General features: G+C 66.2%; 27 protein-coding genes and 1 pseudogene. 27 read left to right on the top strand and 1 reads right to left on the bottom strand.

Translation table 11 applies throughout. The features are described 5' to 3' along the window. Nucleotides 1-2 precede the first annotated feature (2 nt). The gene (locus ACZ562_RS11075) at nucleotides 3-692 is read right to left on the bottom strand and encodes a pentapeptide repeat-containing protein (protein WP_471176316.1); all 690 of its coding nucleotides are present in this window, start codon (nucleotides 690-692) and stop codon (nucleotides 3-5) included. A 254-nt stretch (nucleotides 693-946) separates the two neighbouring features. Between ACZ562_RS11075 and ACZ562_RS11070 the strand changes: the two genes are divergently transcribed. The 27 genes and pseudogenes from ACZ562_RS11070 (at nucleotide 947) to ACZ562_RS10940 (ending at nucleotide 26,057) form a co-directional block, all read left to right on the top strand. Then, entirely contained in the window at nucleotides 947-1,345 is a 399-nt protein-coding gene (locus ACZ562_RS11070) for a hypothetical protein (RefSeq protein ID WP_471176313.1), read from the top strand. 82 nt (nucleotides 1,346-1,427) lie between these two features. Continuing rightward, nucleotides 1,428-1,562, top strand: coding sequence for a hypothetical protein (locus ACZ562_RS11065; protein WP_471176311.1), 135 nt, complete (start codon nucleotides 1,428-1,430; stop codon nucleotides 1,560-1,562). 168 nt (nucleotides 1,563-1,730) lie between these two features. Further along, nucleotides 1,731-3,455, top strand: coding sequence for a phage portal protein (locus ACZ562_RS11060; RefSeq protein WP_471176308.1), 1,725 nt, complete (start codon nucleotides 1,731-1,733; stop codon nucleotides 3,453-3,455). After that, nucleotides 3,455-4,243 (top strand): hypothetical protein, encoded by a 789-nt coding sequence (locus tag ACZ562_RS11055; protein WP_471176305.1) that lies wholly within the window; start codon nucleotides 3,455-3,457, stop codon nucleotides 4,241-4,243. The genes ACZ562_RS11060 and ACZ562_RS11055 overlap by 1 nt, the downstream gene beginning before the upstream one ends. Nucleotides 4,244-4,271: 28 nt before the next feature. Next, a complete protein-coding gene (locus ACZ562_RS11050) occupies nucleotides 4,272-4,424 on the top strand; it encodes a hypothetical protein (RefSeq protein ID WP_471176303.1) in 153 nt (50 codons plus the stop codon). Nucleotides 4,425-4,755: 331 nt separating this feature from the next. Continuing rightward, entirely contained in the window at nucleotides 4,756-4,944 is a 189-nt protein-coding gene (locus ACZ562_RS11045) for a hypothetical protein (RefSeq protein ID WP_471176301.1), read from the top strand. A 296-nt stretch (nucleotides 4,945-5,240) separates the two neighbouring features. Continuing rightward, nucleotides 5,241-5,849: pseudogene (locus ACZ562_RS11040) on the top strand (N4-gp56 family major capsid protein); the annotation flags it as partial. Between the two features lie 113 nt (nucleotides 5,850-5,962). Then, on the top strand, nucleotides 5,963-6,316 hold the full coding sequence (locus ACZ562_RS11035; RefSeq protein ID WP_471176298.1) for a hypothetical protein: 354 nt from the start codon (nucleotides 5,963-5,965) through the stop codon (nucleotides 6,314-6,316). 73 nt (nucleotides 6,317-6,389) lie between these two features. Continuing rightward, the gene (locus ACZ562_RS11030) at nucleotides 6,390-6,728 is read left to right on the top strand and encodes a hypothetical protein (RefSeq protein ID WP_471176296.1); all 339 of its coding nucleotides are present in this window, start codon (nucleotides 6,390-6,392) and stop codon (nucleotides 6,726-6,728) included. A 50-nt stretch (nucleotides 6,729-6,778) separates the two neighbouring features. Further along, a complete protein-coding gene (locus ACZ562_RS11025) occupies nucleotides 6,779-7,360 on the top strand; it encodes a phage tail fiber protein (protein ID WP_471176294.1) in 582 nt (193 codons plus the stop codon). Further along, nucleotides 7,360-7,980, top strand: a complete 621-nt coding sequence (locus ACZ562_RS11020) for a phage tail fiber protein (RefSeq protein ID WP_471176292.1) — start codon at nucleotides 7,360-7,362, stop codon at nucleotides 7,978-7,980. The genes ACZ562_RS11025 and ACZ562_RS11020 overlap by 1 nt, the downstream gene beginning before the upstream one ends. After that, nucleotides 7,968-8,786 (top strand): hypothetical protein, encoded by an 819-nt coding sequence (locus ACZ562_RS11015; RefSeq protein WP_471176289.1) that lies wholly within the window; start codon nucleotides 7,968-7,970, stop codon nucleotides 8,784-8,786. The genes ACZ562_RS11020 and ACZ562_RS11015 overlap by 13 nt, the downstream gene beginning before the upstream one ends. Beyond that, nucleotides 8,783-9,313 carry a hypothetical protein gene (locus ACZ562_RS11010; RefSeq protein ID WP_471176287.1) on the top strand — a complete coding sequence of 177 codons (531 nt, stop codon included), beginning with the start codon at nucleotides 8,783-8,785 and terminating at the stop codon, nucleotides 9,311-9,313. Before ACZ562_RS11015 ends, ACZ562_RS11010 begins: the two co-directional genes overlap by 4 nt. 22 nt (nucleotides 9,314-9,335) lie before the next feature. After that, nucleotides 9,336-10,928, top strand: a complete 1,593-nt coding sequence (locus ACZ562_RS11005; protein ID WP_471176284.1) for a hypothetical protein — start codon at nucleotides 9,336-9,338, stop codon at nucleotides 10,926-10,928. A gap of 12 nt (nucleotides 10,929-10,940) precedes the next feature. After that, nucleotides 10,941-12,449, top strand: coding sequence for a C40 family peptidase (locus ACZ562_RS11000; RefSeq protein WP_471176281.1), 1,509 nt, complete (start codon nucleotides 10,941-10,943; stop codon nucleotides 12,447-12,449). A gap of 84 nt (nucleotides 12,450-12,533) precedes the next feature. Beyond that, entirely contained in the window at nucleotides 12,534-13,118 is a 585-nt protein-coding gene (locus ACZ562_RS10995) for a hypothetical protein (RefSeq protein ID WP_471176279.1), read from the top strand. 20 nt (nucleotides 13,119-13,138) lie between these two features. Then, nucleotides 13,139-14,689, top strand: a complete 1,551-nt coding sequence (locus tag ACZ562_RS10990) for a phage tail sheath subtilisin-like domain-containing protein (protein WP_471176276.1) — start codon at nucleotides 13,139-13,141, stop codon at nucleotides 14,687-14,689. 107 nt (nucleotides 14,690-14,796) lie between these two features. Continuing rightward, on the top strand, nucleotides 14,797-15,381 hold the full coding sequence (locus ACZ562_RS10985) for a phage tail protein (RefSeq protein ID WP_471176273.1): 585 nt from the start codon (nucleotides 14,797-14,799) through the stop codon (nucleotides 15,379-15,381). A 23-nt stretch (nucleotides 15,382-15,404) separates the two neighbouring features. Next, nucleotides 15,405-16,259, top strand: coding sequence for a T4 family baseplate hub assembly chaperone (locus ACZ562_RS10980; protein WP_471176270.1), 855 nt, complete (start codon nucleotides 15,405-15,407; stop codon nucleotides 16,257-16,259). A 149-nt stretch (nucleotides 16,260-16,408) separates the two neighbouring features. After that, complete coding sequence (locus ACZ562_RS10975) at nucleotides 16,409-19,690, top strand: aggregation-promoting factor C-terminal-like domain-containing protein (RefSeq protein ID WP_471176268.1); 3,282 nt, start codon at nucleotides 16,409-16,411, stop codon at nucleotides 19,688-19,690. Continuing rightward, nucleotides 19,690-20,331, top strand: a complete 642-nt coding sequence (locus tag ACZ562_RS10970; RefSeq protein WP_471176265.1) for a hypothetical protein — start codon at nucleotides 19,690-19,692, stop codon at nucleotides 20,329-20,331. The genes ACZ562_RS10975 and ACZ562_RS10970 overlap by 1 nt, the downstream gene beginning before the upstream one ends. A gap of 2 nt (nucleotides 20,332-20,333) precedes the next feature. Then, nucleotides 20,334-20,609, top strand: coding sequence for a tail protein X (locus tag ACZ562_RS10965; RefSeq protein ID WP_471176263.1), 276 nt, complete (start codon nucleotides 20,334-20,336; stop codon nucleotides 20,607-20,609). Then, nucleotides 20,602-21,774, top strand: coding sequence for a hypothetical protein (locus tag ACZ562_RS10960; protein ID WP_471176261.1), 1,173 nt, complete (start codon nucleotides 20,602-20,604; stop codon nucleotides 21,772-21,774). The genes ACZ562_RS10965 and ACZ562_RS10960 overlap by 8 nt, the downstream gene beginning before the upstream one ends. Before the next feature lie 2 nt (nucleotides 21,775-21,776). Next, on the top strand, nucleotides 21,777-22,487 hold the full coding sequence (locus tag ACZ562_RS10955; protein WP_471176258.1) for a phage baseplate assembly protein V: 711 nt from the start codon (nucleotides 21,777-21,779) through the stop codon (nucleotides 22,485-22,487). Between the two features lie 11 nt (nucleotides 22,488-22,498). After that, nucleotides 22,499-23,620, top strand: a complete 1,122-nt coding sequence (locus tag ACZ562_RS10950; protein WP_471176255.1) for a poly-gamma-glutamate hydrolase family protein — start codon at nucleotides 22,499-22,501, stop codon at nucleotides 23,618-23,620. An 89-nt stretch (nucleotides 23,621-23,709) separates the two neighbouring features. Beyond that, the gene (locus ACZ562_RS10945) at nucleotides 23,710-25,215 is read left to right on the top strand and encodes a baseplate J/gp47 family protein (RefSeq protein ID WP_471176252.1); all 1,506 of its coding nucleotides are present in this window, start codon (nucleotides 23,710-23,712) and stop codon (nucleotides 25,213-25,215) included. Between the two features lie 8 nt (nucleotides 25,216-25,223). After that, on the top strand, nucleotides 25,224-26,057 hold the full coding sequence (locus ACZ562_RS10940; RefSeq protein ID WP_471176249.1) for a hypothetical protein: 834 nt from the start codon (nucleotides 25,224-25,226) through the stop codon (nucleotides 26,055-26,057). The last annotated feature ends 15 nt before the right edge of the window (nucleotides 26,058-26,072 follow it).

The raw sequence follows: 26,072 nt of genomic DNA, 5'->3' as shown, positions 1-26,072 counted from the left end.
ACCTACGGCTCGAACACGAGCCCGGCCTCGCGTGCAAGGCTCAGGGCAAGCTCCATCGACCCAGGGCCTTGCACCACGGCGCCCTTCAGACTCGCCGTCCCGAACACGTCCAGCAGGGTGCACCCCTCGAACCGCACGACCCCGAGGTTCTTGGCGTTGGCGAACTGGCCACCGGTCAGGTCGCAGTTCTCGAACTTCACGTTGTGCATCTCCGCACTCTGGAAGTCCGCCCCCGGCATCTTGCAGTCGCTGAACACCACGGCGTACAGCTTCATGTGGCGAAACAGGCCGGGGGCGATGACGCAGTTCTCAATGCGTACGTCCCGGAAAGTTCCGGACTTCCACGAGGAGCCGGTGAACCGACTTCCCTCGACCGAGCACCGGATCAGGGAAACGTCCTGGGCGCTCAGTTCTGCGAAGTCACAGGTGCTGAACTGGGAGTCGCTGAACTGGCTCCGAACCAGCCGGCTCCCCGTGAAGCGAGCATTCTCGAAGCGGCACCCCTCGGCTTCAAGGGCTTCAGCAGACAGGCCCACGAAAGGCACGCTGTCATATACGACGCCTCGAACGATCGCGTCATCTTCGAGCGCGTCTCTCGGCATGTCGGCCGGCCGCAGTGAAAGCGGCAGCCTCGGCTCGGTCGGATTCTTGATGCGTGCAGTCTTGCCGCCTTGCCGAGCAACATGAGCCATGTGGGGCATCCAATTCTCGGGGTTCCGTTGAGAGCACCAGAGTCTAGTGGAACTCGGCGGCTGCGTTGGGCAGTTAGCCGTCCCCGAAGAGGTGACGTTGTCCGGCTGCCGGCAGCCACCCTCTCACAGGCAAGCTGCCTCCAGCCCCAGGGGACCACACCAGACTGCGGCCGACGGCCACGGCGCCTATAACACTTTCCTGAAATGCCGCTCACCCTTGATTCCGAGACGTCTCGCAAGGAATTGAGGAACGAATGGCAGGAAACCTCGCCCCGGACCCGAGTTTCCCGGAGAAGGGCCACTACGACTACGGCGTCAAGGCCGGCGTCAACACCGCCCGACGGGGCCGCCTCCGTTTCGAGGAGGGGATCGCGACCGACACCGACATTCCGAACGAGTTCGGCAAGGGTGTCATGCAGGGATACGCGACCGCGCCGGGCCGGAACAACCACAACGTCAACGTCTTCGAGAAGCCGGCGGAAGAGACGATGCGCGAGCGCGCCCACGTCGGCTCCGCGGCCTGGCCCGAGGCGCCGGAGTTCCTCGGGGGCTTCGCCCACGGCGCCGGCCACGGCGCGGAGCAGCGCTTCGAGATGGTCGTCCGTGACGGCCGGCACCAGGAGCGCCCGAACTACGCCAAGACGACCGACTGAGATCACACCCGTCAGGGCTGTCCAGCAGACTCCGCCCAGGTCAAGATGGTGGGGAACCACTGATTGACCAGCAGGAGGCGCCATGTCGGCCCTGTCCAACCCCCAGCTACTCGTCGAGTACCGCAACGGACTCTCCGATGAGCAGATCGCTGCGAAGTACGACCTGGAGGTCGACGAGGTACGTGAGCGCCGGCAGGACCTCGATCTCGGTCACTGACCCGCCGCAGCAGAGCCCCCCAGCACCAGGTGCCGGGGGGCTCTGCCGTGTTAACACTCGCCGCATTCTCCATGTGAGGATTGGGCATAGCGCAATTCGTCACATCCATTCGTAGCACCGCGCCTCCCTACAGGTGCACCACTCGGTGCTTAGTCGAGGATGTGTCGGTTGTCCTTCGCCTTTTTCCCGCCGAACCAGCGCGCGGCCGGCTCGGACCTCACCATCTCCATCAGCCCGCTCGGCCTGGTGGAGCTGTCGGACGAGGACTTCGAAATTCACGGCCCGCGCCTCAACCGCTACGCCACCAACTTCGCGTTCTACCTCGGCCACCACTGGGCCTACCGACGCGAAGCCGGCGAGCCGCAGATCACCCTGAACTATGTGGCGACCTTCGCTCGCTACATCAACAACTTCTGCTTCTCCAAGGGTGTGAAGTTCGCGGTCTCCAAGCGCTACGAGCACGTCGTGCCGGCGCTCCTCAAGCGGGTCTGGGAGGTCGACAACGACAAGCAGTCCCTGCTGAACAACATCGGCGAGCAGGGCGGTGTCACGGGCGACTCCTTCGTCAAGGTCGCGTACGAGCCGCAGTGGGTCGACTCAGCCGGCGGAATCCATCCGGGCCGCGTCCGGATCCTGCCGTTGAACTCGGCTCACTGCTTTCCGGAATACCACCCGCACGACCGTGATCGTTTGGTCGCCTTCAAACTCCGCTACAAGTTCTGGACGACCGGCGCAGACGGTGCTCGGATGGTCATGACATACACCGAGCGGCTGACCGACACACAGATCGACGAGTTCATCAACGATGAGCTGATCGACTCCCGCCCGAATCCCCTCGGCGTCATTCCCGTCGCCCACATCCGGAACATATCCGTGTCCGGCTCGCCCTGGGGCCTCTCCGACATCGGAGACATCATCTCGATCAACCGCGAGCTGAACGAGAAGATGACCGACGTCTCGGACATCATCAACTACCACGCATCTCCGACGACCATTATCCAGGGGGCGAAGGCGACCAACCTGGAGCGTGGCCCACGGAAAATCTGGGGCGGCCTTCCGGAGAAGGCCAAGGTATACAACCTAGAGAACGGCGTCGACCTGGCCGGCCCGATGGGTTACATACAGACCCTCAAGCTCGCTATGCACGAGATCACGGGTGTCCCGGAAAGTGCTCTGGGGCAGATGCAGCCGATTTCCAACACCAGTGGCGTCGCGCTCTCCATTCAGTGGTACCCGCTGATCAACAAGAACTCCCTGAAGCAGCTCAACTACGGGGTCGGAATCAAGCGGATCAACGAGCTGGTCCTCCGGACTCTCTTCTGCCACGAGCCCGAAACGCTTCTCTACGACCCGTACACCGAGGGCATCAAGACGGAGGACGACCAGCCCGACCTGCTCGACCCGAATGACCCAGAAATCTACAACGTCGACTGCGTCTGGCCGAGCCCCCTCCCGGTCGACAACCTCGTCAAGCTGAACGAAATCCAGGCCAAGCTCGCCATCGGCCTGGAATCCAAGCGCAACGCCCTCGTCGAACTCGGCGAGGAGTTCCCCGATGAGCGCCTGGAAGAGATGTTCAGCGAGCAGCGCCGGGACGTTATCGAGCAGGGCGCCCTGGAGCTTATCAAGGCGACCATTTCCTCTGCTATTCTCCAGATGACTGGAATTGCTACTGAGGAAAGTGGTAAGCCAGCCCCGTCAAGCGGGGGAACCCCGGATCAGCCCGGCTCTCCCGCTGGCAACGCTCAGACCGGAGTTCTTCCCGGAGCAACCGGGATCGACCTCGGTGTGGACACCAAATCGTTGATCGACCAATTCGTGACCATGGCGTACGGCACAAAGCTGCCGCAGAGCCGGAATTCGGAGGATGCCAGTAACCAGGAGACGAGCTAATGACTGTTCCCGCCACCGCCACCGCCCCTGCCCCCAACAGCACTCCGAGCGAGCCGGTGCTCACCGTCCCGGTCGTTCCCGAGGAGCCGACGACTCCGCCGGCTGAGGGTCGCTTCACCGCCGAGGACCTGGAGAAGGTCCGGCGCGAGGAGCGCGAGAAGCTGTACGGCCGCCTGAACCAGCAGGACGAAGTCCTGAAGGCGACCCGCGAGGAGCTGGAGGCCGTCCGCAAGGCCCGCGAGGAGAAGGAAGCCGCCGAGGTTTCCGCCCGCAAGAAGGCCGAGGACGAGGCAGAGGCGAAGCGCCAGGCGGAGCTGTCCGCCAAGAGCCTGCTCAAGGAGCGCGAGGAAGCGTGGGAGAAGCGCTTCACCGACCTCCAGACCCAGTACGAGCAGGACAAGGAACTCTTCGCCCGCGAGCAGGAGTTCCAGCGCCTCCAGGGCGTGCGGAGCCAGCTCCTGGCCGCTGCTGCCGACGACATCGCCCCCGAACTGGTCGACCTCGTCCAGGGCAACACCGAGGACGAGCTGCGCCAGTCCGTCGAGCTGATGAAGCAGAAGAGCCAGGCCATCGTCGCCCAGATCCAGCAGACCCAGGTCGCTGCTCGGGCCCAGATGCGAGGCACCGCCCCCACCGGTTACGGCGTCGGTCCCGCCGACACGGACGCCGGCTACCGCCAGTACTCCGCTGGCGACATCAAGAACATGTCCATGTCCGAGTACGCCAAGCTCCGCGGTCAGCTTCTGCCGGCCGCCGGCAACGCGGCGCGTCAGGGCATGTTCGGTTAATCCGCCGCACCAGTAAGGGATGTAAAGCATGGCTTCTGCCATCACCGGTACGCCGCGTCTGTCGGCGTCTCCGACCAACTACGCCGGAGCGAACTCGCAGCTCTCCCCGGCCATCCAGGAACTCTGGTCGAAGGAGATCCTGTTCCAGTCGATGCCGATCCTCCGGTCTCGGGCCGCCTGACCCAGTGATGGGTCAGTGAGAACCACGCTGTATCGGTGAACCCCTCCTCCTCGTAGCATTCATTCGTAGCACGGGGAATACCGAGGGAACCCAACACCTGGGACTCCGTAGAGACTACACGCGAGGCACCTCCAACAGGTTCAGCTCTTAGGTGAGAAGTGAGCTGGAACTGGAGGTGAAGATATAGTCCGATCTTGCGGGATGGAAAACCGTAAGAGCCAGGCAGAAATGTCCTGGCCCCGCAGCCAGCGGGTAACAAGCGCGAATTGTCGAGCAGTTCGCAGTCAAGAAGACCGAACTCGGCGTCTCGCCGGGTCTCGTGATCCACTTCATGAGGTACGACAACCTCGGCGACGCCTCCCAGCTCGTCGAAGGTGTCCGAATGGAAACGCACGCGCTCACGGCGTCGCAGTTCTCCATCACGGTCTCCGAGCACGGCTACGCCATCGCCGTTTCCGAGCTTCTGCTCAACTCGTCCTTCGACGACGTGCTCGCTTCCGGATCTCGCCTCCTCGGTTGATATTTGGCCGCCTGACAGAGCAATCCGTCAGTGAAAAACCCGAGAATTGCTGGGACCTCCTGCCAGACCTCAGCGCCACAGCGTGGGGCGAAAGCCCGAGCGCGAAGGCTTGAAAAGCTGAGGGTAGGGAAAATCAGCAGCCGAGCCCGCCTGGTACTAACCGACGGGAAGGTTCACAGACCATGTACGGGTCGCCCCACGCGGGCGAAGATATGGTCGGGTCTCACGTGAAAGCGTGAGAGGTTGGCAGAAATGACCAACCCGCTCCGGGAAACCGGAGAGGTAACAGCTCGCGAAACATGGCGAAGTACCTGGATGAGCAGGCCAGGGACACCCTGCTCCAGGCGTCCAGCGTCCTGTACGGCTACGACAAGTTCGCAACCACGGGCAACGCGATCACCCGCATCTCCCCGTACGACAAGGGTGCGCCGGCCCCGAACCGCGCCGGCCTGACCGGCAACTACCGGTTCACCTCGGCGCTGGTCAAGGACATGGTCGAGACCCTGGCCACCCGGAACATCCCGAGGCTCGGCGATGTCTACGTGTGCTTCGTGCACCCGCACCAGAGCCGGTGGCTGCGTGAGGACCCGACCTGGATCGAGTCCTCGAAGTACGCGCAGCCGGGCGCGTTTTCCCTCGGCGAGATCGGCCGAATCGACGACGTGATCTTTATCGAGACCACACAGGTCAAGAAGGTCGCGAACGGCAACGGTACGACCCCGGCCGACGTCTACCAGAGCATTTGCATCGGTGACAACGCCTTCGGCCACGCGATCTCCCTCCCGGTCGAGCTGCGGGACGGCGGTATCCAGGACTTCGGACGAGAACACCTGCTGGCCTGGTACTCCATCTTCGGCCTGGGTCTGATCACCGATGCGTCTGTGGTCATCGCTGAGACCAACTGAGGCGTTCGCCATAGCGAAGAAACGCCTTCGCGACCATCCCTCGCAAGCAGGCCCTTCGACAGGGCCTGCTTGTGGGGATCTCACAACAACACTTCCCTGAGTAGGAGAACCACATGGCGACTGCCCGCAAGCCCGCCGGAGACCTCACCGGCCGCCAGGCGGAGAAGCTCGCGGCGGAGCGCGACGCCGAGGCCAAGGAGCGCGCGAAGAGCATGGCGACGGCCACGATCGTCGCGGAGGCCGAGAAGTCCAACACCGTCATCGACCTGGTCTCGAAGCCCGCGCCGGAGGTCGAGGAGCAGCCGGTCGTGGTCGAGGAGGCTCCGCGGGAGATCCGCGTGAACACCAACCTCACCGACATCGTCATCGGCCAGGGCAACTACCTGACCTTCGAGGTCGGCGTGCCCTACCGGGTGCCGGCGTTCGTCGCCAACCACCTGGAGGAGAAGGGCCTGATCTGGCACTGAGCCAGCCCCTGAGCCCGTGGGGGAGAGGGGTCTCCCTCTCCCCCTTCTCGTCTGCGCCCTTCCAGGAGAACTCGTGAGTGACATCCAGCTCGGCCAGCCCTACGTGCTGACGGCTGAAGGCGGCTATGGCAACGGCGTGGGCTCGGTCCCACAGGATGCCGTGGTGACGCCGTTCGAGGTCGTCCCGCCCGGCACGGCCGGCGTCGGCTACAGCGTCGAGGACGTCGTCCTGTCCACCTACGAGGACACGGTCACTGTGCCCGGCGTATCCGTAGGTCGCACCCTCGCCATCGCGGTCTCGACGTTCGACGCGTCCTTCACGCTCCAGGCGGACATGCCGGCCGAGCCGACCGTCCCGGACGCGCCCGTCGTACCGACCAACCCGGACCCCGCTCCGACGGGCGGTGCGTAGTGGCAGGTGGCTACCTCACAAGGCAGGCTGCCCACGCCCTTCTCACCCTCATGACCGGGGGAGGAGAGGACAGCACCTCGGGCACAGACCCCGTCGCCGACCGCCTGCTGAAGGCGCACCAGATGCGTCACTGGGGCGGGGGAGACCCAAGCGCACCGGGACCGTGGGCGCCCAAGGCATACCTCCTCCAGCTCCTGGACCAGGTCGATGCCCAGGGCTCTGCCGCAGTGCGCGAGACGGTGCAGGCTCTGCCTGACGACCCGAGCGGCTTGGTCTACCTCGCGTTGTCCACGGCCGACCCCGGCGACACTGCGACCAGCCTGCCGGACGAGCTACAGGCAGCCGGTTACCAGCGTCAGGCCGTCTCCCTGTCGGCCCCGAAGTCCGACGGCCAGTTCACCACCCAGTCGGGAACGCCTGCGGAGGTCGACCTGATCAGCAGCGCCATTTTCGGGCCCTTCACTGACCCCACGGGATCCGGCTCCGCCGTGTCGCACATGGCTCTGGTGACCGCCGGCACCGGCACCGACTACGCCGTCCTCGCTGTCTGGCCGCTGGACGTTCCCGTGACCGCAGCCCAGGGCGAGTCGCTTCTTGCCCAGGCTGGTTCGCTGACGATCAAGGTGGCCTGATGCCCGGATACCTCCACCAGATTGCGGAGCGTGCCGCTCTCCAGTTCATCACGTCGACTTCCACGGCGAGCAACCCTCCGACGAGCACGACCATCCGCGGCTACCTGCTGAAGCTCTACCAGATGCAGGGTCTGACCGGTCTCGCCGGCTACCTGCCGCCGAGCTTCCTGAACTCCTTTGCCGCGCAGGCCAAGGCGGACACCAACGGCTCGTGGCTGAGCGGTCTCATCGGGACGCGCACCGACGGTCCCTCGACCTTCTACCTTGCGCTGCTGACCGGTGATCCGGGGCGTCAGGCGAGCTTCGCGGACACGGCCGCGCTGGAAGTGGCTGCAACGGGCTACAGCCGGCAGGCCATCCCCTTCAACCTGGCCACCGCTCCGGCTTCCGGCGGCTCGGCCGTGTCCAACTCGGCGCCGCTGGTCTTCGGGCCCTTCACGGCGTCCGGAGGGATGGGCGTTGTTGCGACACACGCCGCCCTGGTCACGGTCGCGAGCGGCACGGCCGGAGCCGTCAACGCCATCTGGCAGCTCGACACCCCTGTATCCGCCAGCCAGAACGAGACCCTGATGCTCAGCACTGGCGGCCTGTCGATTGGGCTCGACTCATGGCAGAGCTGACCCGAATCCTCGCGCGCATGCGCTCCGAACTCGGCGACTTCGGAAGCGGCTTCCGCGACGTCCTCGCAGGCACAGGAGAGCTGACCGACTACGACCTCAGCTCGGTCAACGTCACCCTCTCCCGCGTCAGCCTCCTCAACGGCCAGGCCCTCACCGACCTGACTGCCGGCACCGACTACCAGGTCGACGGCCGCGAGGGACGCATCACGCTCCTCGGCCAGCACGCCCCGCTCCCGCTCGGCCAGACGCTCATCGTCGAGGGAACGGCCGCTGGCATGTTCACCGACCAGGAACTGACCCAACACCTGCGAGACGCCGAACTCCAGCACTGCCACAACCGCCACACCACCGTCAGGTACCGCAGTCAGAACGGATTCATACGCTACGCCGACGAGGCCCTGACGCTGGAGAACCTGCCGGATGTCGAGGAGCTGCCTCTGGTGCTCCTGGCGGTCGTCAACGCGCTCTGGGCCGTGGCCACCGATGCCTCGTCGGATGTCGACATCAGCACGGGCGAGGGCACGCACGTCAACCGCGGGCAGCGCTACACGCAGGTGCTGCACCAGATCTCGGTGATGACCGACCGGTACGAGGAGTTGTGCCGGCAGCTCAACATCGGGCTCTTCCGGATCGAGATGGCGAACCTACGACGCGTCTCGCGCACCACAGGTCGGTACGTGCCGGTGTACGTGGACCGCGAGTACGACGACAACGCCTACCCGGAGAGGGTCCTGCCGCAGATCGACAAGCACGACGTCGACCCCTCCGGCATCCCCAACCCCACGTACAACGGGTGGGCCGCGTGAGTCGAGCTGACTGGAAGCGGGGCAGGTTCTCCGCCACCGAAGAGGGCGAGCGCATCGACCGGGGCCTGCGCGCGTGGCAGCGCCACGTCGGGGACGTCATCGGCTACTGGCGGTTCTCCCACAGCCGCTCGGTATCCAACGACATCTACGACGAGGGCGACGAGGGCGGCCTGGCCTACGACGGTCCCTGGCCCGTCCCGGTCCTGCACGCCACCCACGTCGAGGCGGGGGACCAGGAAAGCGACCGCGGCTTCTACACCGTCGACACCCTTTCGATCACAGCGGTCTTCGCCCAGATACAGAAGATCGGCCTCACCCAGACCGACATCCACAACGACCAGTACCTGCGGGACCGCATCGCCTACGACGGCCGGCTCTTCCGCATCACCCAGATGTCCATCCTCGGACAGATCCGCAGGCAGGACGTCCTCGTGTCCATCACCGCCGTCGAGGTCAAGCCCGACGAGCTGACCGCGGACTCAGTCTTCGCCCAGTACATCCCCGCAGCGGGAGCCGGCGAGCGCTAGACGCCCGGCAGCAAGGAGCCACATGGCCACCTACGAACGCCCCGACGCTTTCGTCGAGGAGCGACTGACCACCTACGCGGACACTCTCCCCACGGGCGGCACCACGTCCACCGACGCCCTCACGCAGGCCCAGGCCGACGCCCGCTATCAGCAGCTCGGCCAGCCCGTTCAGCTCGCCATGCCCGTAAGCCAGGGGCCCGCACTGACCGTACAGACGGACACCGACTCGAAGCCCCGCGTCCAGATCACCCCCGACGGCATCGTCGGCTTCGGCACGGGCACGGACGACCCGGACGTCACGCTCAAGAGGATGGGTCCCGCCCTGCTCGGGACGAACGGCACCCTCAGCCAGAGCGGCCACACCGTCCTCGACATCTCCCAGGTCGGCGTAGCCGGCGGACTGGCCACCCTCGGTTTGGACGGCAAGCTCACCGCGGCACAGCTCCCCGCCAACGTGGGCGGCGGCTCCTCGAACCCCAACACAACCCTCCAGGCCACGAAGGGCTACTCCATCCCCTCGACCTGGGGCGAGTTCTGGCGCCCGAAGCGCGACGCCGCGAAGGCCGGCACGGGCAAGGCCACCGTCGCCGTCATCGGAGGCGCAGCAGCGGCCGGCTTCCCGGCGTCCAAGCTGCGCACCAAGTCCTGGCCCGGCGTGCTCACCGCGTCACTCCAGACCGCGTACGGGGACGGCGGGACCGGCTACTCCACCTCGCTGCTCGGCCCCCACGGCATCCTCGGCTACACCAACACCACCGGCTGGACCAGCGAGCTGATCAGCGAGAGCGGCACCTGGACAATCGGCGGCTTCTCGGCCGGCCCCGGCTGGGGCTACCTCTACACGAAGACGCCCAACGACAACCTCACCTTCAGCGTGCGAGGCACGAGCGTCACCATCTACACGCTCGGCGCCGACGGCGGCCACGCCCAGTGGTCCTACAGCATCGACGGCGCAACCGCGGTCACGGTCACCGACACCGCCACGAGCGGGCTCGCCGTCATCACCACCAAGATCACCGGCCTGTCGGTCGGCACGCACACCGTCAAGATCACCCACACCGGCACCAACACCAAGTACCTCGCGGTGTGCGGCGTAGCCGGCGAGAACGCAACCGGCGTCGTGCTGAACAACTTCGCCCGCCGCTACACGGTCGCAGCCGACTACCTGCCCACGCTCAAGCTGCCCTGGAACGGCGGCCCGAGCTACCCGGCCGACGTCGTGATCTATGCGGTCAGCCTCGACGACGTCATCAACGGCGGCGACGCCGACGCATGGGCCACCAACGTGCGCCAGCACCTGAGCAACATCCGGGACGGCGGCACCGCAACCGGGGCCACCGACATCGTCATCGTCCTGCCGCACATCGGGCAAGGCGACACGGCCACCTTCTGCTACCAGGACTTCGTCGACCGCGCCCACGCGCTCGCCCGCGCCTACAACGCAGCCGTCATCGACCTCTGGGCCCTGGGTCGTAATTCGTGGAACTACTGGAACTCACTGTCCTATTGGGGTGATCCGGCAAATCCGGGGGCCACAGGAACGGACGCATTCTTCATGTCAGACGCCGGCCACTCCTACGTCGCAGGAGTCATCAACGCGCTCCTTTCGAGCTGACAGAGAGTTCCCATGGTCATTCCCCAGATGCCGCTTGTCATAGCGGTAGCCAAGAGCCAGGTCGGCGTACACGAAGGATACGCGGAGGGCGGCTGGAACAACCTCACCCGCTACGCCTACGAAGTCCCCACACTTGCCTGGGCCGACGGCCAATCGTGGTGCGACACATTCGTCTCGTGGGTGGCTATGCGTGCCGGCGTCGCCAACCTCTTCCCCCGCACGGCAGACTGCTCCGCCTCCGTCACCTGGTGGCAGAGCAATAGCCGCTGGAGCTGGTATCCCGCGGTGGGAGCGCAAGTTATGCTGGGCGATTCCGGCGCAGACCACACTGGCCTCGTGTACGCCTTCGACTCCGTTTTCATATACACGATCGAAGGAAATGGAAACGTCAACGGCACGGACGAAGGCGACGGCGTCTATCTGCGAAAGCGGAAGCGTTCGGACGCCGCCGTATACGGGTACGGGTTGCCCGCTTACGCCGAGGGCGTCATCACGGCCGACTCCTCCCTGAAGGGTCTGCCGGGCTACATTTACGCGACCGCCCACACCGGCCCCGGACCCGCGACCCTCCGTCAGGGCGCCTGGCTGGTCGAGCACCTGGTGACCGGGACGATGGCCGTCAACGGTCCGATCAACAGCGGCCGACTGTCCATCCAGCAGAACGACCCCGACACAGTCGGCCTGGAGGTCACCGCGGCGTCGTCGCCCAACCAGTCCCTCGTCAAGTTCCGGGACACCAACGGCAACGTCGCCTTCGAGATCAACACCACGGGTCAGATCGTTCACCGTGGCCAGTCACTCCACACCAGCAGCGTCCAGATTGGCTCCGCCACCCCTGACCTCGGAGGCGGCGGCGGTGTGCTCGGCATCAAGGACGCATCACCAGCCCCCACGACCAACCCGACGGGCGGTTCGCTGCTGTACTCCGAGGGCGGCGTCCTCAAGATGCGCACCTCGGCCGGCGCGGTCGTCGACCTGTCCACTGTTCCGCGAAACGAGTGGCGTCCCACTGACCACGGTCTGACGGCCTGGACTTTCGACCCGGCGTGCTGCTCGACAACGGGCACCACGCTCAGCGTCGGCTACATCTACTTCGTCGAGGTCGTACTCCGCAACGCGGCCACCATCAGCAGCATCTGCGTCAATCTCGGTGCCGGGGGTTCGGGGCTCACCGCGGGACAGTGCCTGGCTGGCCTCTACACCGCCAGCGGCACCCGCGTCGCCGTCACCAACGACCTGTCGACGGTGTGGAACAGCGCGGGCGACAAGACGCTGGCACTCACCTCGTCGTACTCGGCCGCAGCCGGCAAGTACTACATCGGCTTCCTCGTCAACGGGACCACGAGTCCGACATTCGCGTGCGGCAGCACGCTGGGCAATTTCACCCCCGGCAACGCCCACCTCGCTTCCGGCAATTACCGATTCTGCCGGTCCGCCTCCGGCCAGACCGCACTCCCGACCAGCTACACGATGACGAACGCAACGCCGGACGCGAACAACGTCTGGGCCGCCGTCGCGTAAATCCGGGCCTGTAACAGATTCCTCTGAATGCTGCAATCCTGAATTCGGAGGAATCATGACGTAATCACCGGAAGGCCCGACGTAATGCCCTGGATAGCCAATGAGGACGCCGCCATCAAGGCGAAGCTCCAAGGGCTGGTTGTCAAGGACACCAACGCACCCGCCGAGGGCATTCCGGTCGACGTCCGATTCCGTCTTCCTGAGAACGAACTGGCGACAGCGACCTTCCCGCTCATCGTCATCGAGCGCACCCGCGTAGAGCCCGACCACAACCGGGAGCACCGCGGGACCGTCGAACTCGGCTACACCCCAGAGGGATACGACGCCGCCAAGAGCTACTTGGCGGCAGATCCCATCCCGTACCTGTTCGAGTACCAGGTCACCGTCTATACGCGAAAGCAGCGGCACGCGGCGAACATCGCGCAGATGCTGTCCGCAAGGGACTATCTCCACCCGCGCTGGGCCTACCTGGAAGTTCCGCAGGACGGAACCGTAAGGCGTCTCGAAGTTGCCGGCGGACCCGAATTCAACGAGGGCCGCGACAGCCAGGGGAAGCGCCTGTGGCAGGTCGACTACCTGCTGCACGTGAGCGCTGAACTCCTCGACGAGATCGCCGAGATCAAGCCCGTCCAGACGGTCGAACTCACCACACATCCCCTCGGCCAGTAGGCCCCGAAGGAGCTTTCTCTATGGCGACTTTCCTGCGCCCCGGCATCTACGTGGACGAGACGCTGGACGCGATATCGAACCCGATCTCCACCAGTCCCGGCGAGGCCATCGCCGCGTTCGTCGGCGCCCACAACTTCGGCCCGGCCGTCCCGACGCTGATCACGTCCTGGAACCAGTTCAACCTGGTCTACGGCGGCTGGGGCAACGGCACCGACCTGCTGCCGTACGCGGTCTACACCTACTTCGCCAACGGGGGCGGCAAGGCGTACGTCTGCCGCGCGGTACCGTCCGACTCGGTCGCCGCGCACGTCACTCTCAACGACCGGCAGACCACCCCCGAGCCGGTGCTGACCCTCACCGCGCGTGCGGCCGGTGCCTTCGGCAACCAGATCTACATCGACGTCTCCGACGCCAACACGGGCGCCGGCCGCTTCAACCTGGCCGTCAAGGTCGGCGGCACGACGGACGCGTACATCGCCGACCGGTACAACGACGTCTCGCTCGACCCGGCCGACTCCCGCAACCTGGTCGCGATGATCAACTCGCCGGTCAACGGCTCGGCGTTCGTCAAGGCCGACTACGTCGCCACCGACACCTGGTCTGCCTCGGTCACGCCGGCCCTCCAGACCGGCACGCCGCTGACCGGCGGCATCGACGGCAGCGCCACCCCCGACCTCGTCGAGGCGACCAAGCAGCTCGAAGCGACCGGCGAGATCGTCAACATCAACCTGCCGGGCGTCACCGACACCTCGATCCTGAACAACATCATCACCTGGGTCGAGGACTACGGATACGGCTTCGTCGTGGTCGACGCACCGCAGACCGCGTCCCTGGACGCGGCCACTGCCGTGACCAACTACGGCAAGCTGTCGCCCGCGGCGAACACCAGCACCAGCCCCGCCCCGCTGAAGTCCAGCTCGTATGTCGCGGTCTACGGTCCCTGGCTGGTGACGGCAGACCCGTCGTCGGTCGCCTCCGGTGCCACGCGCATCCTTCCGCCCGGCGGCGCGGTCCTCGGCAAGATCTCCCAGACGGACACCCTCTACGGCCCGCACCAGTCGGCGGCCGGCACACTCAGCCGGCTCAGCGGGGTGTACTCGACCGAGCTGCGGTTCACCAACGCCCAGCTCGACAACCTCAACGCCTGGGGCATCAACGTCATCAGGGCGATTCCCCAGAGCGGCATCTGCATCATGGGCGCGCGAACCCTCAAGCCCGGCTACCCCGACCGGTACGTCGCCGTGCGCCGGCTGCTGACCTACACCCGCAAGATCCTCGTCGACCTCACGCGGTCTGCCGTCTTCGCGCCCAACACGCCGGACCTGTGGCACTCCATCGCGGCCACGCTCACGCAGCAGCTCACCACCCAGGCCCAGGCGGGCCAGTTCGCGAGCACCACCCCGGACACCGCGTTCCAGGTGATCTGCGACGACACCAACAACACCACCACCACGGTCGACAACGGCGAAGTGCACATCGACGTCGGCATCGCGGTCGCGCGGCCGGCCGAGTTCGTCGCAATCCACATCAGCCAGTACGACGGCGGCGCGACGGTAACTGAGTCCGCGTAAGGAATCGGGGCAGGGCGCGAGTCCTGCCCCGTCGTAAACCTCTCGACATTCAATTCGGAATTCACTCGGACAACCACCCGGTGCACTTCGTGCTACGGGAGTAGTGAATGGCCTCCACCCTCAAGACCGTTTCGCAAAGCCAGAGTCTGGCCACGCGACAGACGGACCCCCTCCGCTCGTTCAAGTTCCACGTCCAGATCAGCCAGGTAGGAAAGCTCTCCTCGGCCTATCCGAAGCTCGGCTTCATGTCGGTCTCCGGCCTCTCCGTGACCACGGACGTCATCGCCTACAGGGCCGGCGGGATGAACACCACGACCCAGAAAATGCCTGGTCAGAGCGACTTCAGTCCCGTGACGCTGTCCAAGGGCATGATGCCCGGCGACCAGAACCTCGTGAACTGGATGTACCAGCTCTTCGACGTCATGCAGGGCAACGGATCCGGCTCCGACACCGGAAACGAATTCCGGGCCACGATCGACATCATGCTCATCGACCACCCGGTCACGAAGAGCAAGGCTGCGGTAAAGGCGGTATGGCGCCTCTACAACGCCTGGCCCACCTCGGTCGCCTTCGGTGACCTCGACGCCGGAAGCAACACCTTCGCCGTCTCCCAGCTCACGTTCGCGCACGAGGGATGGGACTTCAAGGTCGCCGACAGCTACGGCCCGAACTCCTACGCGGTCATCAAGTAATTCCCGACACAAGGAAATCACTCATGTCTGAAATGCAGTACGACTGGACCTTCGATTCTCCCGCTGGTGGTCGGCAGGTCGACGTCCTCGGGGACACCCAGGGCGCGACCGCCACCATCCAGTCCCTCCTCACCGACTCAGCCGGCGAGCCGCCGTCCATACCCGCGCCCGCCGACTGTCTCGTCACCCTGCCCGCCGGCCTGGTCCGAGACGACCACATCATCACCGAGGCCGAAGTGCGCGAGCTGACGGGCGCCGACGAGGAGGCCCTCGCCCGCGTCCGCTCCAACCCCTTGCGCCTGCTGGAGACGCTGCTGGAACTCGGCACCGTCCGCATCGGCGACGTGCCAGCCACCTCCGACATCCTCCCGCAGCTCCTGCTCGGCGACCGCGACGCCCTGGTCCTGGCGATCAGGCGGGTGACCTTCGGCGACGAGATGGAGTTCGCCGAGATCATCTGCCCCACCTGCGGAGACGACTTCGCGGCCACCATCTCCCTCGGCGACATCAAGTCCCAGACGGCAGAGGTCGGCCGGCTGACCGTCCCGCTGCGCAAGGGCGGCTACGCCATCGTCCGCTTCCCGACCGGCGCCGACCAGGCAGCCATGCTCGCCGACCCCAAGGCGACCAACGCGGAGCACAACTCGGTCCTCCTGTCCCGGTGCCTCGTCGAGACCCGCGACGACCAGGGCAACGCCAAGCCCGGCGGCGCGGACCTCGCCAAGAGCCTCGGCCTGGCCGACCGACGCACCATTCTCTCCCAGCTCGCCGCCAAGCAGCCCGGACCGCGGCTGCTGGAGCTGTCGATCGAGCACGAGGCGTGCGGAGGGGAGGTTCCGCTGCCGCTCTCGGTGGCGGACCTGTTTCGCGATTTCTGACGCCCGAGCAGCACGGGCTGACTACACCACCCTCGCCTACGCCCACCCCGAGTGGCAGCTCAGCGAGATCAAGCAACTGACGGTCCAGGAGCGCGAGTACTGGCGGGACCTGGCGCTCTGGGTCAAGAACAGAAGGGAGGCGGCCTCCAGTGGCTGAGGAAGAGATCAACCGTGGAGAGCCCAACTTCGGGGGCCGCCTCCTCGGCACCAACGGGATGCAGCGCGCGGCCGACAAGGTCGAGCAGGACATCAACAAGCTCGGCGCCAACGTCGCCGCGCTGAACAAGGCTCTCCAGGGCGCGATCAACTCGGCCACACGCGGGGCTGCCTTCCGGGGCATGCCGACGCAGGCTTTCCCCGCGGCGAACCAGACCACCCGCATCAACCCGGCCCCGATCTCCCACCCGCCGGCCAACACAGTCACGCAGGCCGGCGGGCCAAGCGACGCCACTTCCTTCACGCACCCCGTCACCGGGCGCGTCTACACGGGTGCTGTGGGCGCGCGCCTCGCCTCGCGCTACGACGCCCAGGTCGGCCGCGCAGACGCCCATACGCAGGCGCAGGCAACGCTTCGCAGCAGCATGAACATCCAGCGGATGCTCTCGATACAGCGCGACGAGCAGCGGCGCCAGGCGGAGGAGCGACGGCAGGAGCAGCAGCAGGCCAACGAAGAGGCCCGACGTCGACAGGACGACCAGCTCGCCCGCATCCGTGCCATGCGGCGGATGGGTTCTTCCCCCCAGCAGCCTTCTAGCGGCATCAACCCCGACCTGCTAGCGCGCATCACGCCGGCTCGGGTCTCGCAGGCACGCCAGGCGAACGCCGACGCCTACTACGGATCGCTCTTCGACGAGGCGATACGCAGGCAGAACATCGCCAACAGCCCGACCTACGGCCTGCGCCTCGGCGGCCGGATGTGGGCGTATAACCGCGGCGCAGGGCTGTCCAGTGCCCGCGTCAGCGGCGGCGGTGTATACGCGACGCGCAACGGGTCGGTCCTCAACCTGGGCCGGCAGCAACAGCAGTACAACACGCCCCCGCCGCAGGGCTTCTCCTCTACCGTCCCGGCGGACGAGGCCATGGGCTCGGTGGACGGCAGCCCGGCACCCACCCTCGGCAAGGGGCCGGTCAACGCCATCTACCAGCAGGCGGTCAAGTACGGCGACCGTATGAAGCCGCAGATGGAGGAGATGGACCGGTACACCAACTGGGCGGCCATCGCCTCCGGTGGTGTGCCGGCGAATCCGGGCTACGACAAGTGGGGCCTCAAGAACGCGATCCGTGACCACAGCTACGGCATGGTCGTGGCCAAGTCCACCGAGGACGCGAGCAACGCGAACTTCTTGCTGGACAAGAACTTCGGCCTCACCTACGGGACCCAGGCGCAGGCCACCGTCCGCGGTAACACGTTCGGTGCTGCCTTCGTCGCCGGCTTGGACGCGGAGAGCGGCGCCAAGCTGTCCTCCAGCCTCTACAACCCGCAGGCGTCACTCGCTGCGACCCGCCTCGGTTACGGCCGGCTCATCGGCAAGGGCGGAAAGGCGACCGGCATCGGCACCCTCGCCGACAACATCATGCAGCGCACCTTCGGGTCGACGAGCATCGACAGCAAGAAGTTCGCGGCGGCCACCGCCAGCGGCCAGGTGCTCGATTACAACGTTGACCAGCTCGGCCAGGCAGCCGGCTGGGACGAAGAGACGATCGACAACTTGAAGGAGTACATGCGGGGCCGGAACACCCTGCTGAAGAACTCCAAGATGTCGTCGGCCGATGCCGACAAGCTCATCGCCGACGCGTCCCAGACCGGCAAGAAGGGCGACAAGGCCCGCAGCAAGCTGAGCAAGTACGGGGTCTCGGAAAGCCTGGGGCAGACCCGAAAGGACTTCGAGGCCCAGGAACGCCAGCACGACGCCAACATGGGCGACAGCTTCGCGCACAACCTGGAGACCGCGACTCACGCCGTCCAGAAGTTCGAGAGCGCCATCAACCACTTCCTCGAACTGCCGGGCGTCAAGCAGGTCGTCGGTGCCTCTGGCGCGTGGGCCACCGCTACGAAGGAGCCGGTTAACCAGCTCAAGTCGATCTGGAACTTCGGTAAGAGCCTGCTGCCAATCAACATCGGCGGCGGTGCCGACCACGACTCCTCTCCGAAGAAAAAGTCCGGTAAGAAGGCTGACGGCTCCGCGGCCACCGCCGGCCACACGGGGCACGGAAACGCCGCAGCAGCCATCAAGGCTGCCCTGACCCAGGTCGGGTTGCCCTACATCTACGGTGCCGAGGCGCCCGGAGAGGCGTTCGACTGCTCCGGCCTCGTCCAGTGGGCGTACCGCCAAGCTGGCATCTCGCTGCCCCGAATCTCGCAGCAGCAGATCAAGGTCGGTGTGGGGGTCGACAAACAGCACATCCAGCCCGGCGACCTGCTCTTCCCCAACGAGGGCCACGTCATGATGGCCATCGGAGACGGCAAGGTCGTCGAGGCCGCCAACCCCAGGGTCCCCATCCGGGTCCGCTCCTACAGCCTGGGCGAGATCCAAACCGTCCGCCGTGTGGCCAGCGGCGTCGGCGCGCTGGACGGCTACAACACCGACACGAAGCAGACCGACACCGAGGCAGGCGCCGGCAATGCCGGCTACTTCGGCGGCGCGGGCAACGGCGTCAGCCAGGAAGAGGTCGACGCCCTGGCCGCAGCCCTGTCCGGCGGCGCTGGCTACACCATGGGCCCCCAGACCAGCGGCACGGGCCAGTCGGTCAACGCAGACAGCGAAACCACGGTTTCCAGTGCGCCCTCGAACCCGAAGGGGAACGCAGCCCTGGGCAAGAAGCTCGCGGCCAAGCGAGGTTGGACCGGCAAGGAGTGGAACGCCCTTTACCAGCTCTGGCAGCACGAGTCGGGGTGGAACGAGAAGGCTGACAACCCAAGCTCCGACGCCTACGGCATCCCGCAGGCGCTGCCCGGATCGAAGATGGCTTCCAAGGGCAAGGACTGGCGGACAAACCCCGCCACGCAGATCGAGTGGGGCCTCGACTACATCGCCGGCCGGCCGGACTACGGGAAGCCCTCCAAGGCGTGGGACCTGTGGCAGCGGCGTAGCCCGCACTGGTACGCCTCCGGTGCCTGGGAGATCCCGCAGGACCTCGACGCCCGCGTCCACAAGGGCGAGATGATCATCCCCGCCGCCAAGGCAGAAACGATCCGTCAGGCACTCATCAAGGACTCGGTCAACGTCATCTCCCCGGCCGGCGCCGCAGCCGGCGCAGCCGCTGGAGGGGCTGTCGGCGGGGGAGGCGTCGCCCTCACCTTCGCTCAGGGCGCCATCCAGATCACCGTCAGCGGCGTCATGTCCGACCGTGCGGCCTCCGATGCCGCCAAGAAGGTCGTCGACTGCATCGCCGCAGACAACCGCATCAAGCAACTCGGGGTAGGTGTCTGATGGTAAACGCGAGAAACCCGAAGTTCGACTCCAGAATGCGGGGAATTCCGGCACTCGGGCTGGCCGCAAAGAAGGATCCGGCGTTCTGGCGCGGTTCGATCTACCGTGAAGAGAAATCTGTCACGGGCGGCTACCTGTACCTGGATTTCCTGTTCAACCCTTCGACCATCAACATCAGCCACCAGCAGGGATACAACCTGTCGGCAGATCAGATGTCGACGGACGGGAACATCATCGGGGCGCAGGGTATCGGCACCCTCTCGTTCGACTTGCTTTTCGACAGGACGTACGAGATGTACGGCGGGACGCAAGGCGTGCTTCCCGGTGACATAGGCCCCGGAGACGAGGCCGCCTACAAGGGCGTACTCGCCGATGTGGAGGCGCTCTACAACGTCACCGGCGCCTACGACGTCACGGCCAAGGGAGCGAACAACAAGGTGCTCCGGGCTATGCAGCCCAATCCCTGCACGTTCTTCTTTGGCGGTTCGGCGTCCGGGGCGGGCCTCCTGGCCAACAACCAACTGTCCTACTACGGGACCGTGACTGGACTGACCGTCGCGTACACCCACTTTTCGCGGGAGATGATTCCGCAGCGTTGCGGACTCAGCCTCACGGTGGACCTGGCGACAAAGGAGGTGTAGCCGTGATTCCCGCGAATTCTCGATACGCATCCAACGTCACCACCATCATTACCGGAAGTGACGGGAAATCCCGTAACGTGATCCTTCCGAAGAGTCCGGGGGCCCTGTCGGCAACCGTGCAGGTATACACCTGGGCGGAAGGCGACAGGGTAGATCTGCTGGCCTACCGCAATTACGGCGATGCCACTCAATGGTGGCGGATAGCAGACGTCAACCCGAACATTCAGAACTGGACAAACCTGCCCGTCGGGACAAGGATTAGGATTCCGATTGTCTAGCAAGTGGCCGACCATCTCCCTGGAGACTCCCGCTCTGAGCGGGAGGAAATGGGTCACCGACGCGGTGATCTCTCAGGGCGAGTCGCTGCATGAGGTCGCGCAGATCACCGTGCTGCACGAGGTGCAGCGCGGAGCCTCAAGCAGCTCCGGCTGGTCGCTGGACGCCACAGGCGCGCTTCCCGAGGGCACGCCCATCGCGCTGCGCTTCGGGGACACCGTTCGCTCGACGACGTTCTACGGGTACGTCTCGTCAGTGGCGGTCCAGGGCAGCGACACGCACCAGCCGCTCGCTCCCTCCGTCAGGGTCCCCGTTGTCTACACCTGTATCGGACCGACGTACTACATGCAGTCGCAGGCCAACCGCCTGTGGCCGTCGTCGACCGCCTCGTACGTGGCGCGGTCCATCATCGGCGCCGCCGGCCTGCGTGCCCAGGTCCAGCAGAACAGTCGGCTGTTCGAGAACCTCCCGCAGCAGGCGGCCAGCGACTTCACCTTCCTGCGCGACCTGGCCGACGAGGTCGGCTACCGGCTGGTCGCCGCCGGCACAACGATCGCGGTCACCGACCCGCTGGTGTCACTGCGGGAGACAGGTGAGGACCGGCCGACGTTCCAGTACTCCAAGGCCCTCACCGACACCGTGAAGACGTGGAAGTCGACTGCGGGTCAGCTCGACCCGCTCGGCGGCAGACGGACCCGGCGCGAGGGGTTCTCCTTCAACCCGACCACCAAGGCCCTGGTCCGGGTCGTCGCCGACGGCACACAGGACAGCACGGTGACGCAGTACAGCACCGGCCGGCCGTTCGCGAACCAGGCCGAGGCTGCTGAAGTCCTCGCGGCCGAGACTCGGCGGGAACGGTTGTGGGTGCACGCGGAAGCCACGGTGCGCGGCGACTCACGCCTACGCCCCGGCACCGAGCTGGACATGGATGGAAGCTCGCTGGGCCCTGACGACTCGGGCCTGTGGATGGTCCGCTCCAGCACGCACCGCATCTCTGTCATGCCCAACCGGCCAGAGGCGGGCGTCTTCTGGACGGACGTCACCCTCGGCCGCAACCGCGTCGGCGGGCTCGACTCCACCCCCAAAGCCGGACTGGTCGGTGACATCGAGACCGGCACGGCGCTGATCGACGGACGCTGGCGCGCTCGCCACATCGGAAGGGCGTGACCATGGCACTGACCCCGACCAACAGCGATGTCTACGCCGCCGTCGTCACCCACGCCCAGGACCCCCAGAACCTGGGGCGGGTGCGACTGCGGATCCCCCAGGTGGCGGGAAATGCAGTCACTGGGTGGGCCTACCCCTCCGGAACCGTCGTCCGAGGCGCGGCAGTGGGGGAGCGGGTCTGGGCCGCGTTCGATGGCGGAGGCACCCGACTGGTGTACTGGACCGCCGAGCCGGGCCTGATCACCGGAGCCCAGATAGCCACCGGCACCATCACACAGACACAGCTCGCGCCGAACGCCCTCGACGGCATGACCGTGTCCGCCGCCAATCCGCTGCTCGGCAGCGACCACTGGACCAACCCCGTCCTGGCTGCCGGCTGGGCCACCACCACCGCCTTCGGCGGCACGACAGGCGTGCAGGCCATCCAGTACCGCAGGGACTCCTGGGGCAACCTCCACATCTGCGGAGCCATCACCGTCACCGACTCGACAGCCGCGTCCACGGCCTTCACCGTGCCGGACGGCTACTACAACCCCAACTACCGCGTCGGCTACCCGGTGGTCGAGCAGAAGACCGACGGCACTTTCATCACCTCGTGGGGCTACGTCAACGCGACCGGCGCCGTCCACTTCGACAAGCCGGCTGGCTTCACCCGCAACGCAGGGGACGCCTTCTACGTCAACGCGCGGGTCCACCTGGGCAGCATCACGTAAGGACCAGTCCCTTGGCCGACACCTACGCAAACTACGCCGACCTCGCCGCGCACCAGACGCTCGGCACGGACTACCTCATATCCTCGCGCGTCGTCACCGGAGCGCGCGGTGCGCACATCGCCATCCATGGCGGCGGCATCGAGGCACCCACCACACAGCTCGCCGACTACTGCGCCTCGACGACCGGGAACAACTTCTACTCGTTCCAAGGCGTGATGAGCAGCGGCAACTCGACGCTGCACGTCACCGCGACGCACTTCGACGAGCCCACGATCTTCCAGGTCCTGCGATCTGCGGAGTGGACCGTCTCCTGGCACGGCACCAGCGGCAGCGACCTGACGACCTACATCGGGGGCATCGACACCGAACTCGGGGACGCGATCAGGACGCGGCTGGTCGCCGCAGGCTTCAACGTCGCCCCCACCGCGCCCACCGAGATCGACGGCAACGACACGCTCAACGTCGCCAACCGGAACAGCCGCGGTCAGGGCGTGCAGCTCGAACTCAGCCGTGGGCTGCGCGAGTCCTTCTACATCAGCGCCGACCTGACGCTGAAGTCCATCGCGGACTCCTCGCGGCGCACGGACGCGTTCTACGCCTACACCAGCGCCGTCATGGCTGCCGTGGCGGAGACCTGGCCGCAGAGCCGGCCGGACAGCGGGCAGGTCCCGCAGACTGCGCCCCCTGCCCACACCGTGACCAGCGTCGCCGGCTACCCCGGCGCCGGTACGGTGCAGATGCGCATGCCCTTCCAACTCGACGCCATGGGCCGCATCGCGGTCAACACCGACCCCGACAGGATGCTCGTTCAGCGGTCGCGCGCCGTGGTGGCAACCATGCCCGGCGAGTACGTGGGTGAGCCGTCCTTCGGTTCGAACGTCTCGGCCGCGCTGTTCAGGCCCAGCGATCCCATCGCGCCGGCACTCCTCGGCGAGGCTGTACGGGATGCGCTGGCCCGCTGGGAGCCGGACGCCACCATCACCGCGATCCGGCCAGTCGTCGACGACGACCAGGAGGGGATCGTGGACGTCGAGGTGGATGTCGCCCTGACCAACACCCCGACCGTCGAGGTGGTGCAGACGGAAAGCGTGCGCATCATGCCGGGCGGGCAGGTCATCGGAAGCTCCCTATAACACTCGGGCTTTCGCGCCTCATAAACTGATCCACATACGGTGCACGAATTGGGATTCCTTCCGCTGTCCCAATTCAGGAGAAACTCACCGTGGCGGATCTTACGTCCAGCTCGCCGGCTATCGACTACACCGCGAAGGACTTCGACGGCTTCCGGCAGGCAATGCTCGACCATGCTGCCCGCGTCTATCCAGAATGGTCGGGGCGTAACACGGCCGACTTCGGTGTGCTGCTGGTCAACCTCTTCGCCTACATGGGCGACATCCTGTCGTACTACCAGGACGCCGCCGCCCGCGAAGCATTCCTGGAGACGGCAACTCAGCGTTCCTCGGTCTTGGCCCATGCAGCCCTGCTCGGGTACACGCCGGCAGCGGCGGCCCCGTCGACCGGCAGCGTCACCTTCGTCACCGACTCCACCCAGCCCACCGACGTCGTCATCCCCGCGGGTACGCAGGTGACGACCGCGTTCATCGAGAGCCTCGACGCGCCGCTCACCTTCGAGACGGACGTAGCGGTCACCGTGCCAGCTCAGGGCGGCACGGCCACCGTCTCCGTCACCGAAGGTGCGACCGCAGGCTCCCAGACGCTGACCCTCAACGCCGGCACCGCGACGGAGACCCTCGTGCTCGTCGACAGCCTGGGGACCTCGGACGGCACGGCCGGCCAGTCCTTCACGCTGCCCGCCGCTCCGGCTCTCGTGGACAGCGTCCGTGTGTTCGTCGGCAGCGACGTCGTGGTCGAGTGGCAGCCCACCAACGACCTCCTGACCGCCGCGGCCACCGACCAGGTTTTCACGGTGAACAGCACCGATAGCGGCGTCGTGACGATCACCTTCGGAGACGGCACGCTCGGGGCGATCCCGGATCTGGCCGTCCCTGTGTACGCCGCGTACAGAGTCGGTGGCGGGGTCCGAGGAAACATCGACGCCAACCAGGTCGTCGACATCGGCATCGGTATCGCCGGCCTCTACATCGCCAGCTCCTCCGCCATGACGGGCGGCCGGGAAGTCGAGTCCACCGAGTCGATCCGAACGAACGCCCCCAAGGCGTTCCGCGCTCAGGACCGCGCGGTGAGCCTGCGCGACTTCGAGGACCTGGCGCTCGCGGTCCCCGGCAACGCCAAGGCAAAGGCCATCGGCGCCCACTACAGCGCGATCACCATCGCCACCGTCGGCGCGGACAACTCCGTGCCGTCCGACGACCAGCTCACCGCCACGGCCCGCTATGTGCAGGACCGCACCCTCACGGGTGTCTACGTCGATGTGGTGCCCGGCACGCTGGTCGGCGTCAACGTCGGGTCGGCCGCCAACCCTGTCGTCCTCGGCATCTACGCCAACTTCCGGGCCTCGGAAGTGGTCCTGGCCGCGCAGAAGGCGTTGCAGGACCTCCTCTCCAGCCAGCGCTCCACGTTCGGTCAGCGCATCCCGGCATCCAAGGTCTACGCACTGCTCGACGGCATCCCCGGCGTGGAGTACGTGAGCATCCCCCTCCTGGCCCGAGCCGACGGACAGCAGACCGGAGCCCAGGACATCATCTGCCGCGACTGGGAAATCCCCGTGGCCGGCCAGATCTACATCACCGCAGACGGCGGCCAGTAAGGACACCCATGAGCAAGGTCTACCCCAACGCAGTCCGTACGTTCCCGACCCACCAGGATGGCCGGGACTTCGTCCTGGCCGCTGACGTCAACGAGATCCAAGACGAGCTGACGGGTGTCGAGACGGCCATCGGTACCAAGCCGCAGATCTACACCGACGCAGTCGGCAAGACGCACGCGTACAAGGACGTCGCCAGCCGGCTGGACGCCATGCAGCGCTACGACGACCAGGTCGCCTCCACGGTCAACCAACTCGTCGATGCCAGCACCACCGGCTGGAACCTCCCCGTCGCCTCCGCCCGGAGCACCGGCACGTCCATCGCACCGACCAAGGACCAGCTCGACGTGGACATCACGAAGGACTGGCACCCGGTGACGTGGAACCGGAAGATCACCGACCTGGGCATCCCGACGAAGTTCTTCCCCTGGCTGAGCAGCCCCACGATCACCTGCCCGAAAACCGGCTGGTGGATCATCACCATGCGACTGATCGCCACGATCCCCACCGGGCCCAACTCGCTGGACCACATGTGCTACGCGCGCATGTACCTGTCCGACCACGACACCGACGTCGCGACGGGTATGTCGACCAACCCGCGCGGCACGCACGGTTACCACCGAGCAGACCTGACCTACAGCGGCGAGTGGTTCCAGGGCGAGCGGCTCCAGCTCCAGATCCGGCACATGGACTCCATGCGGGTCCACAACCGCGCGAGCTACCCAAACCCGGTCGGCAACATCACCGCTTGGGCGTGGTGCGGCATGACCTACATCCGCGCGCTGCCCGGCGACATGAACACGCGCCCCATCGACGACATCGACCCGGCGCTGCCGTCGGCCTGAACACGGCTCACCCCC

The organism is Streptomyces sp. NPDC040410 (assembly GCF_055595715.1).
The sequence above is the reverse complement of the archived record's forward strand: the minus strand, read 5'-3'. Positions and strand labels throughout refer to the sequence as shown.